The 14,453-nt window shown below is 62.0% G+C and carries 10 protein-coding genes; 5 read left to right on the forward strand and 5 right to left on the reverse strand.

Annotated elements, in window-relative coordinates:
* Positions 1 to 19: 19 nt before the first annotated feature.
* Both ACN9MW_RS05490 and ACN9MW_RS05495 read right to left on the reverse strand, forming a co-directional pair.
* Positions 20 to 721 (reverse strand): LytR/AlgR family response regulator transcription factor, encoded by a 702-nt coding sequence (locus tag ACN9MW_RS05490; RefSeq protein ID WP_426168377.1) that lies wholly within the window; start codon positions 719 to 721, stop codon positions 20 to 22.
* Entirely contained in the window at positions 721 to 1,755 is a 1,035-nt protein-coding gene (locus ACN9MW_RS05495) for a sensor histidine kinase (RefSeq protein ID WP_426168380.1), read from the reverse strand. Before ACN9MW_RS05495 ends, ACN9MW_RS05490 begins: the two co-directional genes overlap by 1 nt.
* A gap of 138 nt (positions 1,756 to 1,893) precedes the next feature.
* Between ACN9MW_RS05495 and ACN9MW_RS05500 the strand changes: the two genes are divergently transcribed.
* Both ACN9MW_RS05500 and ACN9MW_RS05505 read left to right on the forward strand, forming a co-directional pair.
* Positions 1,894 to 2,805, forward strand: coding sequence for a DJ-1/PfpI family protein (locus tag ACN9MW_RS05500; RefSeq protein ID WP_426168383.1), 912 nt, complete (start codon positions 1,894 to 1,896; stop codon positions 2,803 to 2,805).
* A gap of 115 nt (positions 2,806 to 2,920) precedes the next feature.
* Positions 2,921 to 3,868: an MYG1 family protein gene (locus ACN9MW_RS05505; RefSeq protein ID WP_426168386.1), complete on the forward strand. Its 948-nt coding sequence runs from the start codon at positions 2,921 to 2,923 to the stop codon at positions 3,866 to 3,868.
* On the opposite strand, the gene ACN9MW_RS05510 is transcribed toward ACN9MW_RS05505, so the two are convergent.
* The 3 genes from ACN9MW_RS05510 to ACN9MW_RS05520 form a co-directional block, all read right to left on the reverse strand.
* Positions 3,865 to 5,430 (reverse strand): S8 family serine peptidase, encoded by a 1,566-nt coding sequence (locus ACN9MW_RS05510; RefSeq protein WP_426168389.1) that lies wholly within the window; start codon positions 5,428 to 5,430, stop codon positions 3,865 to 3,867. The genes ACN9MW_RS05505 and ACN9MW_RS05510 overlap by 4 nt on opposite strands.
* Before the next feature lie 222 nt (positions 5,431 to 5,652).
* Complete coding sequence (locus tag ACN9MW_RS05515; RefSeq protein ID WP_426168392.1) at positions 5,653 to 7,233, reverse strand: isocitrate lyase; 1,581 nt, start codon at positions 7,231 to 7,233, stop codon at positions 5,653 to 5,655.
* Positions 7,234 to 7,480: 247 nt separating this feature from the next.
* Complete coding sequence (locus ACN9MW_RS05520) at positions 7,481 to 8,461, reverse strand: DUF4424 family protein (RefSeq protein ID WP_426168394.1); 981 nt, start codon at positions 8,459 to 8,461, stop codon at positions 7,481 to 7,483.
* Between the two features lie 229 nt (positions 8,462 to 8,690).
* Here ACN9MW_RS05520 and ACN9MW_RS05525 point away from each other — a divergent pair, with 229 nt between their 5' ends.
* The 3 genes from ACN9MW_RS05525 to ACN9MW_RS05535 all read left to right on the forward strand — a co-directional run bounded on the left by ACN9MW_RS05525 (position 8,691) and on the right by ACN9MW_RS05535 (position 14,431).
* Positions 8,691 to 10,994, forward strand: a complete 2,304-nt coding sequence (locus ACN9MW_RS05525) for a diguanylate cyclase domain-containing protein (protein ID WP_426168397.1) — start codon at positions 8,691 to 8,693, stop codon at positions 10,992 to 10,994.
* A 153-nt stretch (positions 10,995 to 11,147) separates the two neighbouring features.
* The gene (locus ACN9MW_RS05530) at positions 11,148 to 11,522 is read left to right on the forward strand and encodes a GFA family protein (protein ID WP_426168399.1); all 375 of its coding nucleotides are present in this window, start codon (positions 11,148 to 11,150) and stop codon (positions 11,520 to 11,522) included.
* 89 nt (positions 11,523 to 11,611) lie between these two features.
* On the forward strand, positions 11,612 to 14,431 hold the full coding sequence (locus tag ACN9MW_RS05535; RefSeq protein WP_426168401.1) for a M16 family metallopeptidase: 2,820 nt from the start codon (positions 11,612 to 11,614) through the stop codon (positions 14,429 to 14,431).
* The last annotated feature ends 22 nt before the right edge of the window (positions 14,432 to 14,453 follow it).

Here is a 14,453-nt window from a genome sequence, read left to right on the forward strand (position 1 = left end):
AAAAAAAATGCAAGTATAACTAAGTCGGCGCGATTCGTTCCACAATTGTTTTGCGGTAGCGGCGGCTCATGCGCAGGTGCTGGCCGCATGCCATCACGACTTCATACTCGCCGTCCTCGCGCATGTCGAGCGAGCGCACGCTTTCCAGATTGACGATGGCGGAGCGGTGGATGCGCTGGAAACCGTAGGGCGCCAGTTCCCCCTCGAGCTCGGACAGGCTGCGGCGCAGCATATGCGCCCGGCCGGCGGCATGCACGGTGGCGTAGTAGTCGCTGGCCTCGATCCAGTCGATGTCGGCAAACTTCACCACGTCCAGGGTATTGCCGTTCCGGATGATGAAGCGGCGCGTTTCGCCCGGCACGCGCAACCGCTCTTTCACGCGTTGCAGCACCCGCTCGAAGCGCTGGTCGTCGAAGGGCTTCAGCAGGTAGTCGAGCGCGCCGACTTCGAAGGCGCGTAGCGCAAACTGGTGATGGGCGGTGACGAAGACGATGGCAAAGGGCGGTGCTGTGCCCAGGCGCTCGAGCATCCCGAAGCCGTCGCATTCCGGCATTTCCACGTCGAGGAAGACCAGGTCGGGCCGGGCCGCCGGCAGCGCCGCCAGCGCTTCCTCCGCCGAGCCGCACTGTCCGACCACCGTGATTGCCGGATCGCGCGCCAGCAGCAGGGCGACATTGCTGCGGGCCAGGGGTTCGTCGTCGATGATCATTGCGCGCAGCATCAATGCTCCCGGTAGGGCAGGGTGAGCGTGGCCTGCACGCCATGCTCCATGTCATGCAGCACCAGCGACTGCCGCTCGCCGTACAGCGCTTGCAGGCGCTGTCGGGTGTTGGACAGGCCGACGCCTTCACGCAGTTGCGCCGCCAGCGCCGGCCCGTCGTTGGCAACGGACAGCACCAGCATTTCGCCTGCCCGGGCGGCGGTTATGTGCAGCGTGCCGCCCCTGGCGCGTTTGGCAATGCCATGCTTGATGGCGTTTTCCACCAACGGCTGCAGGACCAGGTCGGGCACCTGCGCCGCCGCGATGTCGGCCGGAATGTCGAGCTGCCAGTGCAGGCGCTCGCCGAAGCGCACCTGCTGGACCTCCAGGTATTTGCGCTGGAAATCGGCCTCGCTTGCCAGCGGCACGAGCTGGCGTTCGGAGCGGTCAGTCACGCGGCGCAGCAAGTCGCCGAGGGCGGCGATGGTGGCGATCGCTTCATTGTCCTTCTTCTCGCGAATCAGGCCGCTGACGGCGTTCAGGGCATTGAAAATGAAATGCGGCTCGAGTTGCAGCCGCAGTGCCGCCAGTTGCGCCTGCGCCAGCAGTTCGCGCTGCTGCGACAGGCGCTTGCGGGTGGCGAAGGTGACGCTGAGCGCGGCAATCGCGCCATACAGGATGACGTCTCCCACCAGGTTGCCGATGAATTTCGACTTCCACAGCGGCAGGAAAGGATCGGGCCCCTTGGGATAGGCGAAAGGATTGAAGGCATGTTCCAGCGTGGCCGCCCAGCAGGTCCAGGCGGCGCCGATCGCCAGGCAGGCGCAGGCATGCACGGCCCAATTGCCCGCAGCGCGCGACGGCAGGGGAAAGCGCCGCAGCAATGCAAGCGCTACCGGCGTCGCGGCTGCCCACGCGGCCCATGACGCGACGATCACGAAGAACAGCGTCCACCAGTCATGTTGCATGCCCATGGCGTGCATGGACACCACGGTCTGGGTGGCGTCAAACAAGGCCAGTGCCAGCCAGGCGAGGAAGGGTGCGATTGCGGTCATGGCCGCAATGATAGGTGAATTCAGGGCACCGGGCGATGGCTTTGCAGCGAAACCACGGCGCGCTGCAGCGAACTGCATCGCGCTGGGCAATGGGGCAATGGGAGACTACAAGCCTTGACAATCCATCGAGGCGAGATCATGAAAAGACGAGAGCTGTTCCGCATTTCCACCGCAATGGGCCTGGGTGCCGCGCTGCCCGCGTTGGCGGCGGCCAAAGTGCAGCAAGCCGGTGCGCCGGCACCCGCGGCGCCACTGAAGCCGCCGCCGGAAGGCAGCATTCCTGTGGCCTTCCTGCTGTCCGATAACGCCGTGGTCATCGATTTTGGCGGACCATGGGAGGTGTTCGCCAACACCAGCGTGCAGGGAAGGTCGGGCGAAGCGGCGTTCCAGCTGTATACGGTTGGCGCGACGGCGGCGCCGGTAACGGCATACGGCGGCATGAAGATCGTGCCGAACTACACCATCGCCAACGCGCCCCCGCCGAAGGTGATTGTGGTCCCGGCGCAAACCGTGAGCGATCCTGCCGTGCTGGAGTGGCTGCGCCAGACCTCGCGCACGGCAGACCTGACAATGTCGGTCTGCACCGGTGCATTCATCCTGGCCCATGCCGGGCTGTTGGACGGAAAGTCGGCAGTCACCCACCACAGCGCCTTCAAGGAATTCGCCATGAAATTCCCGCGCGTTCGCCTCAAGCGCGGTGCGCGTTTTGTCGAAGAGGGCAATATCGCCACTGCGGGAGGGCTGTCCTCCGGCATCGACCTCGCCCTGCGCGTGGTGGAGCGCTATTTCGGCCGCGCGGCGGCAAGCAACACGGCCTATACCATGGAGTACCAGGGCCAGGGCTGGCTGGACCCGAACTCCAACAGCATTTACGCCAGGACGCGCCGCTCAACCGAGCAGCATCCGCTGTGCCCTGTTTGCGAAATGGACGTCGACAAGTTGGACTCCTTGTCCACCACTTACCGCAAGCGCAACTATTACTTCTGCATGGAGGAGCACAAGAAGTTGTTTGATGCGAACCCGGCGAGCTTTATTGCTTCGCTTCCCTGAGCAGTCAGTCGCGGAAGGCCGACATCTGGGGCAGGCCAGAGCAATCGGCACGGTGTAACTGTTGTTGGACGAATGAAGGTATATCATGCATGGTGTTTCAACGATTGGACTATGCATGCTTATAGCGACTCACAGCGGCAAGTTCCACGCAGACGATGCGTGGGCTGTCGCTGTATTAAATGTTTTATATCCCGGCGCCGACATCATCCGCACGCGCGACCAGGCCATCATCGATACGGCTGACTTTGCAGTCGACGTGGGCGGTGTGTGGGATCCGGCGGCGGGCCGCTTCGACCATCATCAAAAAGGCTTCGATGTGGCGCGGCAGAGTGGCGTGCCTTATGCCAGCGCCGGCCTGGTATGGCGCGAGCATGGCGCGCGCTGCGTGGCTGCGCTGGCCCTTGCCCATACCGGGCAGCAGCTGGCGGAAGCGCAGGCACGCGAAATTGCTTATGCCATCGATGCGGACGTGGTGCAGTACCTCGACCTGTCGGATGTGGGCGCCGCGAAGAGCGCGCCGGGCAGCTATGGCTTGTCGGCGGTAATTTCCGGCTACAACAGCAACTGGCTCGACGAGCAAAGGCTCGGCTATGGTGAAGCGTCGGATGAATTCCGGCTGTCGCAGTTCCGCCGGGCGATGGACGTGCTGACTGATGTCATGGTCAATGCGGTCAGATACCGGGTCGGCGCCTTGCTGGCCGTGGAGCAGGTGCGACAGGCGGAAGTGCTGGAGGGCGGCAAGGTCCTGTTCCTGAAAAATGGCGCGCTTCCGTGGAGCCAGGTGGTGCGCAAGGAGATGCCCAAAGTGCTGTTCGTGATCAGCTACAGCATCGCCGAGCAGCGCCACCTGCTGCATACGGTTCCGCTCAGTACCGAAAATTTCGATGCGCGGGCAGACTTGCCGGAGGCATGGGCGGGCTTGCGCGATGCCGAACTGGCGGCAGTCACCGGCGTGCCGGACGCCGGTTTTTGCCACAACGGCAGGTTTATCGCCTCCGCCAGGTCGTACGAGGGAATCCGCGCCATGGCATCCCTCGCCCTGCAAGCCCTGAACCCCGCCTAGTTGTTGCAGCCCATGCTATGGAGGCGGTCATATGCTGCCTTGGCTTGCACCAGGCCATAACCGTAGTATGGGTCGCGGCCGGCCGCGCCCAGGTCAAGCGCGGTCTTGTCCAGCGTGCTGCGGATCTGGGCCGCGCTGCATTTCGGGAAGTAGCTCCACACCAGCGCTGCCACTGCCGACACGTGCGGGGTTGCCATTGAGGTGCCGTTGAAGAGCGCGTAACTGCTTGCGTTCACTTGCAGCACCGCCGGCTGGCCCAGTTGCTGCAGCAGGCTGGCGCCCACCGTATCCGATACGCCGACCGAAGGAATGCTGGTGGCCGATCCACCCAGCGTGCCATTCAGCTCGCCCGCCACGTTGTTGTACACGACCGCGCCAATGCCGCCGCTGGCCTGGCAGTTGGTGACCTTGGCCGCGAACGAGACCGAGCCGCGCTGGATCAGGCAGATCTTGCCGGCCATGGCGCCATCGACCGCCGTGCCGAGCCCGAAGTTGGCCAGCATGCCCGAGGCGGTGCCGGGCGGCGTGCCATCCATCGGAATCGGCGTGTAGACGACATCGCTCACCTGCAGGGTGGCGCTGCGGCCGCCGCCCATCGGCACCGTCGACAGCACGCTGACGCCCGGCGCCGACAGTTCAACCTTTGGCGTGAACTGGGAGAAGCTGGCGACCTGCCGGTTTTCGTCCAGGGCGCCGATCGACATCACGCTGCTGTAGCCGGCTGGGTAGGACTGGGTATTGTTGCCGTCATTGCCGGCGGCGGCAATCGATAGCACGCCGCGCTTGGCCAGCCCGGCGAAGGCGAGTTCTTCGGCGATGCTCGGGTCGCCGCCGCCAAGCGACATGCTGATCACATTGGCGCCGGCCGCGCCGCACTTGTTGGCGGCGCCGATCAGGGTCGAGGTATAAGTCCATTCGTCGGCACTGAACACCTTGACGATGTGGATGTTCAGCTGGCGGCCTGGATTCACGCCGACCACGCCGACGCCGGCATTGTTGATGGCGGCGATGGTGCCGGCGACGTGGGTACCGTGATGCAGTTCGTCGGTGCTCCAGTTACCGGTGCCGGGATTGCTGTTGCCGGTGAGGCGGTTGCCGTTCAGGTCTTCATGTGCCCGGTCGATGCCGGAGTCGATGATGCATACGGTGCGGTTGCTGGCATAGGTGTCGGGCAACTGGTCGGCCTGGACCATGCTGATGCCATACGGGACCTGCTGGCCCAGCAGATAGGGGCTGCCGGTGGACGGCGTGCTGACGGCGAAGGGATAGCGTTTCCTGTCCTCTTCCACGAATTCGATCTGTGCGTTCTTGCGCAGCGTGGCCACTTCGCTGCCGGGAACCTCGGCTGCCGTGGCGTTAATCTCCGCCAGGTCCTGTACCACCTTGCCTCGCGCTGCCGCGATCGCTGCTTTGGCGCCTGACGCGCCGCCGGCCTTGAAGCCGATGATGACGCGCACGTCGCCGGTCGCGGCGCCGGCAATGGAGAACTGGGCACTGACGGCCGCCGCCAGCACGGTCATGGCGAACCTGGCGCGGGAATTTCTGCTCTGTTTTTTGAACATGATGAGTCCTGGGATCGAGTGTTGAATGAGTGGCCTTGGACAACAGAAAAAGACAGCCGCTGGTGGCGGCTATCGAAAGTGATGCTAGGTTGCTTCAATCGCAAGGTCAACCGGAATACTGGCTTTCTTCGCAAAACTGACCTGGAAACCACACAAATTCCATGCAGAAACAGGCAAAAAAAAAACGCCACCCGAAGGTGGCGTTCAGCCTCAGGAGGAAGCTTAGAACTGGTTCATGGTGTTGTCTTTGCCGGCCGCTTTCAGGGCAGCCTCGCCGCTGAAGTATTCCTTGTGGTCGTCGCCGATGTCGGAACCGGACATGTTCTGGTGCTTGACGCAGGCGATGCCCTGGCGGATTTCCTTGCGCTGCACGCCGGCCACATAGCCCAGCATGCCCTGGTCGCCGAAGTATTCCTTGGCCAGGTTGTCGGTCGACAGGGCCGCGGTGTGGTAGGTCGGCAGGGTGATCAGGTGGTGGAAGATACCGGCTTCGCGGGCTGCATCAGCCTGGAAGGTGCGGATCTTCTCGTCGGCTTCGATCGCCAGCGGGGTGCCATCGTATTCAACGCTCATCAGGGCGGCGCGGTCGTAGGCCGACACGTCCTTGCCTTCCGCTTTCATGCGGTCGTAGGCTTGCTGGCGGAAGTTCAGGGTCCAGTTGAACGATGGGCTGTTGTTGTACACCAGCTTGGCGTTCGGGATTACCTTGCGGATTTCGCTGACCATGCCGCCGATCTGGGCAATATGCGGTTTCTCGGTTTCGATCCACAGCAGGTCGGCGCCGTTCTGCAGCGAGGTGATGCAGTCGAGCACGCAACGCGCTTCGCCGGTGCCGGAGCGGAACTGGAACAGGTTGGAAGGCAGGCGCTTTGGACGCAGCAGCTTGCCGTCGCGCTTGATGATCACGTCGCCGTTGCCCAGGGCGTCGGCCGACACTTCGTCGCAATCCAGGAAGGAGTTGTATTGGTCGCCCAGGTCACCCGGTTCCTTGGTGACGGCGATCTGCTTGGTCAGGCCGGCGCCGAGCGAGTCGGTACGGGCCACGATGATGCCGTCGTCCACGCCCAGTTCCAGGAAGGCGTAGCGTACCGCGCGGATCTTGGCCAGGAAGTCTTCATGCGGCACGGTGACTTTGCCGTCCTGGTGGCCGCACTGCTTCTCGTCGGACACCTGGTTTTCGATCTGGATGCAGCAGGCGCCAGCTTCGATGAACTGCTTGGCCAGCAGGTAGGTTGCTTCCGCGTTGCCGAAACCGGCGTCGATGTCGGCGATGATTGGCACCACGTGGGTCACGTGGTTGTCGATCTTGTCCTGGATGGCTTTCTTGGCGTCGCCGGTGGCGGCATCGAGTTGGCGGAACAGGCCGCCCAGTTCGCGTGCGTCGGCCTGGCGCAGGAAGGTGTACAGCTCCTTGATCAGGGCCGAGACGGCAGTCTTTTCGTGCATCGACTGGTCAGGCAGCGGGCCGAATTCGGAGCGCAGCGCAGCAACCATCCAGCCCGACAGGTAGAGGTAGCGGCGGTCGGTGCTGTTGAAGTGCTTCTTGATGGAGATCATTTTTTGCTGGCCGATGAAACCGTGCCAGCAACCGAGGGATTGGGTGTACTGGGAAGGGTCGGCATCGTAGCGGGCCATGTCGGCGCGCATGATCTTGGCGGTGTAGCGGGCAATGTCCAGGCCGGTCTTGAATTTGTTCTGGGCGCGCATGCGGGCGGCCGCTTCAGGGCTGATGGCGTTCCAGGCGCTGCCGTTGCGTTCCTTCAGGGCTGCGATGGCTTGAATGTCGTCTTGGTAGTGGGACATGGTCTATTCCTAGCAAAAAAGCGGATTAAAAAAGGCGAAGCACTTGGAATAATGATAGGCCGTTCTTTTGCGTCGCACCATGTCTTATATAAGACATATAAGCTATATTTTTTCCTTTTTATTCAAATAGTTAATTTTAATTTGTCATGATATGAAATCGCTTTTCGCAAAATGAACTGTTCGGTATGGTGCGCCGCTAAGCAATTTTCTACGATATGAGATCTGGTTTTCGCAATGTGGAATATGCTCACTTGGGCAGCACGGGCATCACGCCATCCTGGTGTTCGCCTTCCTCGACGTTACCGAAATGGACGTTGAGGTCCTTGGCCGGGCGGAAGTTCGCCAGGCGCACTTGGTAGGTGAGCGCGTTGATCTTCTTGAACGTGCCGGGGAAGCACAGGCTGACCAATTCATCCGGCTTGCGCTTGATGATGTTGAGGGTGAAATCCTCGATCCCGTTCTTCCAGGTGTTTCCCGTCTTGAGGATGTAGGACACGTTATGGGTATTGACGTAGCCATTGCTGCGCGCCGCGACCTTGGCACGGGCATTCAGGTAGCCCTGGTCGGTGCAATAGGTCGCCGCGAAGCCGTCGTACATGGCCGTCGCACCGGGGCCGCCTTCGAAAAAGGGGCGGTAGTCGTGGTGAACGCGCAGGATCTTGTTGGCCGGGAATTTCTGGCGCCAGACGTAATTGACTTCCACCGTCCAGGTCGGGTCCCGGCTCTCCTCATCCAGCAGGCCCAGCTTGATCAACTGCCTGGCTTGCTGCTCGGTGAAGGCAGCGACCTTGCCGGAGGTTTCTGCAAACGCTGGCGTGTAGGCGATCTCTTTGTTGCTGAAACCGAGTTTCTTCAGCTGCGCGGTGACGTCCTCGCCTTCGGGCGAGCGGGCCACCAGCCTGCTCTGGAAGGTAACAGGTTTGCCGTCAACGCGGATGGAAAACCCGTCCGGTTGGCCATAATACGTGTCACTGCCCTGCATTGCGGCAGGGTAGGGCGGCAGGGGAAACACAATGGTTTCCTCGACATCGTTGGCCGACTCATTAAGGAATTCGTAGTCGACGCTGATCAGGTCATGGCTGATGTTCAGCACTTCCTTTTTCATCGCAATGGCGTCGGTTTTGCCGAACACAATGCCGCCAACGCTGACCGAGGCAATGCCGTCGTTGGCCAGGACCGTCGCTGGAATCGTGCATGCCGCAAAGGCGAACTGGAAGATTCTTTTCATGGATTAATTACCTATTGGAAACTCAGGGAAGTGCGGCATATTATATTGATAACGCGCGGTGGGGCGTACGCAACACCGGCCAACCACTTCGATTTCTGTGCGGCATTTGTGTTACATCCCTGTGGTAATCTGTTTGCACTTGCCGCGCTCGCGGCCTTCGGTCCCTGACCGTATCGTTTCCCCTTCCTCGCCCCCGAAGGTCCATTTTTCACATAGATCAAGGGAAATCATGATTTCTCTCTTTGCCAGGACACGCACAATACTGGCCCGGCTTGGCCTGCCCGCCGCAGTTTTTGTGGGCGGGGTGCTGGCGTCAGCTTACCTGTATGTCGCAACCGTCCAGCATAGCCAGGAGGAGCAGCTCGCTGACTTGCAGGAAAGCGCCAGGTATTACGAGGCACTGTTGCGACATCGACTGGGGCAGTACATGGACGCCACCCGTTCGATGGGTGCGTTCTTCAGTGCATCGGGCCGCGTCGACCCGGAAGAGTTTGAGAAGTACATGGCAGCCAGCCGCTTGTTCGAACGGCTGGAAGGCAGCAGTTCCTTCGGTTACCTGCCGCGGGTGGAGGCTTCCCAGCTTCAGCGCTTCGAGGCCGAGACGGCGCAGACGTTTGCCGGCTTCCGCATTTCCAGTCCGCGCTACGGTGCCGATGCTTTTTATCCCCTGCTGTATGGCCAGCATGCGACGGATGCAAATCGTGCAGACCGCTTGCGCGGCTTTGACTTCTCGTCGGTGCCGGAACGTTGGCAAGCGATGCGCGAAGCGGATATGCGCGATGCCCCGGTGGCCAGCAGCCGCCATTCGGCTCTGCAGCATGCCGGAAGGGCCCAGGTTGTCATGCTGTTTACCCCTGTCCGGGGCGCGCGCGCCGGAACGAACGCGAAGCCTGGTGCCGACTTGAAGGGATTCGTCTTTTCATCCATGTACGTCGATCGCCTGTTCCAGGGTTTCGACCATGGACGCCTTGCCCAGCTCTTCGACCTCGAGGTGTTTGAAGACCGCGTGGCCGAGAGCACGGTGTTGTTCGACGCCGACCAGGTGCCGCACGTGCTGCAGCCTGAATCGGCCCACGTGCTGGCACACCGGGTGGAATTGCAGTTTGCAAACCGCAATTGGCTGATCTTTTTCTATGCCAAAAAGGCTGTGCTCAACCCGAAAGCGACGCAGGCGGGGGCGCAAATGTTTGCCATCGGCCTGCTGCTCTCCCTGGTCGCCAGCTATGTCGCGGCTGCGTGGCCGCGTTACCTGGTGCGCAAGCGCGCGAGGCGCGACTTCAGCGAACGCTTCGCCGGCTTTTTCGAAGGCCATCCTTTCGCCGTGTATGCGCTGGACACCGAACGGCGCATCATCCACGCGAACCAGCAGCTGGCGCGAGAACTCGGCGTGAGCCGCGAAGCCCTGGTCGGGGCCTCTGTGGACAGCTTCATCGTGGACGAAAGCCGCGCAGTCGCGGCAAGGCGTTTCGAGGAAGTCCTTGCCGGCAACGCCGTGGCCTATACCAGCCGGGTCGTTGCGCCCGATGGCCGCAGATCGGACATGTCGATCGTGCTGATACCGATGAGTGCAGGCGGCACCTTGACCCATGTACTGGGCTTTGCAGAAAACATCACTGAGCGCAAACAGGCGGAACTGGCCCTGCACGAGTCGCGCCAGATGCTGCGCCACATCATCGACAATATTCCACAAAGCGTGTTCTGGAAGGATCTCGACAGCGTCTTCCTTGGCGGGAACCGGTCCTTGCTCGAGGATGCCGGCCTGGACAACGTGGACGAGCTGGTTGGCAAGACCGATGCCGACTTGCGCTGGAAGGACCAGGCCGAGCACTTCAGGCAGGTGGACCGCGACGTGATGCGCTCCGGCCTGCCACGCCTGAAAATGCAGGCAACCGATCATCGCCGCGACGGCTCGCCGTGCTGGATCGAAACCAGCAAGATCCCGCTCAAGGACGAGCAGGGGAAAGTTGTCGGGGTACTGGCAGTGACCGAGGACATCACCGCGCGCAAATACATGGAGCAGGAGTTGTTCCGTCGCGCGAATTACGACATCTTGACCGGCCTGCCGAACCGGGGCTTTTTCGATAGCCACCTGGGCGAGGCTGTCAAGCGGGCACAGCGGCAACCAGGGCTGGCGCTGATGTACTTCGACATTGATCGTTTCAAGCACATCAACGACAACTATGGACACGATGTCGGGGACGAGGTGATCCGTATGTTTGCCAGCCGCACGCGCGCGGTGCTGCGCGAGTCGGACTTTATCGCTCGACTTGGCGGTGACGAATTCGTGCTCGTGATCGAAGGCCTGGCCGAAAGGGAAGATGCCGCCGTGATTGCGGAAAAGCTGGTTCTTGCGATGGTGCCGCCTTTCCTTTTGCCTGGCGCGCAACTGCAGGTGAGTACCAGCATTGGCGTGGCCTATTACGAAGCCGGCATGGCGGCCGAAACCTTGGTCAAGGCAGCCGACCAGGCCATGTACCAGGCCAAGCGCGCCGGCAGGAATTGCTTCCGGCAGGCAGAAGCCCAGCGTGCCTGAGACGCGCCAGGAAGTGGCGCTCAGGGGCGTGCAAGCCGAGGTCGACAAGTTGCTGGGGCAATAGGACGGGGAACGGTAACGCCGCCTTATGGCATTTGGCGCTACATTGACCGGGTCCCGCGCCAAGCGGATTCTTGATGAAGGAGCCCGGCCATGACTATCAAAGGACGTTGCCACTGTGGCGCCGTTGCGTTCGAGATCGATGGCGAAATTCCCGCCCAGCTCACACGCTGCACCTGTTCGTTTTGCGCCAAGCGCGGCGCTTTGCTCGCCTATTTTTCGCCTGACCAGTTCCAGCTGGTGCCGGCGCCCTCGGGCGACAGCGCCTACCGCTGGAAAACCAGGGCGGTAGCGCACCATTTCTGCCCCTTGTGTGGCTGCGCGACCTTTTCCGATTCACCCGCCTTCGAGATGGATGGCAGTTGGGATGGCCATACCCGCCGCATAGGTGTCAATGCGCGCCTGTTCGACGATTTCGATGCCGCCACGGCCGACGTCACGGTGATCGACGGCAAGCACTTATGGTGATGCGCGGGCGGCAAACTTAAAAAAATTCATCACGGCAAGTTCCGGTTATATAATTTATAACCTTTATGTTTATATAGGATCTACCCAGAGTGAAGCTACTTACCGCCATCATGCTCAGCGCAGGGATCCTGTCGCCAGCATTCGCCGCTGCGCCAGCCATCCCCGTCAAGGCTGCCGCAAGCAAGGCTGCCGCAGTCAAGGTCACCTCGGTCGAGGGGATTACCGAATACCGCCTGGCCAACGGCCTGCGCGTGCTGCTGTTCCCCGACGCGAGCAAGCCGACCCTGACCACCAACATCGTCTACATGGTGGGTTCGCGCCACGAGAACTATGGCGAGACCGGCATGGCGCACTTGCTGGAACACCTGCTGTTCAAGCCGACCGCCAACTTCGGCATCAAGAAAGGCAGCAAGACTCCGGTGGAAGTGCTGAACCAGACCGGCGGCCGCTTCAACGGCACGACCTGGTATGACCGCACCAATTACTTCTCGACCTTCCCGGCCAACGACGACAACCTGAAGCTGATGCTGGAGCTGGAAGCCGACCGCATGGTCAACTCGCCGATCAGCCAGGACGACCTGTGGAACAACAAGGCACAGAAAGGGGAGATGACGGTCGTACGTAACGAATTCGAACGCGGTGAAAGCGATCCGTTCCGCGTCACGCTCGAGCGCACCATGTCGGTCGCCTTCGACTGGCACAACTACGGCAAGTCGACCATCGGCGCCCGTTCCGACATCGAAGGCGTGAACATCGAGCGCCTGCGCGCGTTCTACCAGCGCTACTACCAGCCCGACAACGCGATCCTGATGGTGGCCGGCCGCTTCGACGAAGCCAAGGTGCTGGCCCAGATCAACGAACTGTTCGGCAAGATCCCCAAGCCAAGCCGCGTGCTGGCCCCGACCTATACCGCCGAACCGACGCAGGACGGCGAGCGTGCGGTCACCATACGCCGTAGCGGCGGCACCCAGATCGTAGCTGCCGGCTACCACGTTGCCCCGGCCAGCCATCCGGATGCGGCGGCCCTGCAGGTGCTGGGCCGCATCCTGTCCGAGGCCCCAAGCGGCCGCCTGCACAAGACCCTGGTGGATGCCAAGCTGGCGTCGTCCGTGATGGATCTCGACTTCAACCAGATGGAACCGGGCTACCATCTGTTTGCTGCCGTGGTGCCGAAGGACGGCCAGACCATGGCGGTGGAAGAGGCGATGCTGAAAGCGCTGGAAGACATCAAGTCCAATCCGGTCACCGAAGCTGAAGTGGAGCGCGCCAAAGCCTCGATCGCCAAGGACATCGACCAGACTGTCAACGACACTGCCCGCTTCACCATCGCCCTGACCTCGGCGCAAGCGGCGGGCGACTGGCGCCTGTTCCACCAGCGCCGCGACCAGGTTGAGAAAATCGACGCGGCGGCCGTGCAGGCCGCGGCACTGAAATACCTGAAACCTGCAAACCGTACGCTGGCACGCTTCATCCCGACTGACGCCGCCGACCGTACCGAGGTGCCGAAGACGCCGGACGTCGCCGCACTGGTGAAGGACTACAAGGGCCGCGCGGCAATCGCGCAGGGCGAAGTATTCGATCCCAGCCCCGACAACATTGAAAAACGCACCCAGCGTTCGGTGTTGGCCAACGGCATGAAGCTGGCGCTGCTGCCAAAGAGCACCAAGGGCAACACCGTCAGCGCGTCGCTGCAACTACGCATGGGAACGGCCGAGAACCTGATGGGCAAGGCCGTCATCGGTGACCTGGCCGCCTCGTTGCTGTTGAGCGGTACCGAGCGCCTGTCGCGCCAGGAGGTCAAGGATGCCCTCGACAAGCTGAAGGCAAACGTCAACGTCAACGGCGGCGCCGAAGGCGTGACCGTCAACGTGACCACCACGCGCGACAACCTGGCGGCGGTACTGGACCTGTTGGGCGAATCGCTGATGAAGCCGGCATTCACGGCAAAGGACTTCTCCGAGCGCCAGCGCGAGATGATCTCCGGTACCGAACAGCAAATGACCGAGCCGCAACCATTGGCCGGCAACGCCATGCAGCGCCTGACCAATACTTTCCCGGCGGGCCACGTGCGCTACACCATGACCTTGCCGGAGCAGCTGGCGGAACAAAAAGCCGCGGCCCTGGAGCAAGTCAAAGCCTTCCACAAAGCCTACTACGGCGCCGGCAACGCGAGCCTATCCGTGGTGGGTGATTTCGACGCCGCTGCCGTGCAGGCGCAGTCAGCCAAGCTGTTCGGCAACTGGAATGCGGAGCAGCCCTACGTCCGCATCGCCAGCGAACTGAAACAAGTGGCGGGCCAGAGCATTTCGCTGGAGACTCCGGACAAGGCCAACTCGGTCCTGTTCGCGATCCAGCCGGTGCCGATGAAAGATGACGCTGCGGCCTACCCGGCCCTGTTGATGGGTAACTACATGCTCGGCGGCGGCGCCCTGCGCAGCCGCCTGGCCGACCGCATCCGCCAGAAGGAAGGCCTGTCCTATGGGGTGGGTTCGCAACTGTCCGTGCCGGCACGCGATCCGGCCGGATTGTGGCTGGCCTTCGCGATCAGCGCTCCGCAAAACACCGTCAAGGTGGAGGCCGCGCTGCGTGAAGAGCTGAACAAGGCGCTCAAGGCAGGCTTCACGGAAACCGAGCTGGCCGATGCCAAGAAAGCCTGGCTGCAATCGCAGCAGGTGGGCCGTACCGGTGACGCGGGCCTGGCTGGCCGCCTGGCCAACTACCTGAGCTTCGACCGCACCATGGCCTTCGACAAGGACCTGGAAGCCAAAGTCAGCGCGCTGACCGTGGCCCAGGTCAACGAAGCACTGCGTGCGAACCTGAAGCCGGAAGCCGTGTCGGTCATCAAAGCCGGTGACTTTGCCAAGGCAGCGGCGGGCGCGGCTGGTGTAGCGCCAGCCTCCAAGCCGTAAGTGATGCCACCCCCGCCGCGCT

Origin of the sequence: Pseudoduganella sp. R-34, from assembly GCF_049904655.1 — a bacterium.
Lineage (GTDB): Bacteria > Pseudomonadota > Gammaproteobacteria > Burkholderiales > Burkholderiaceae_D > Rugamonas.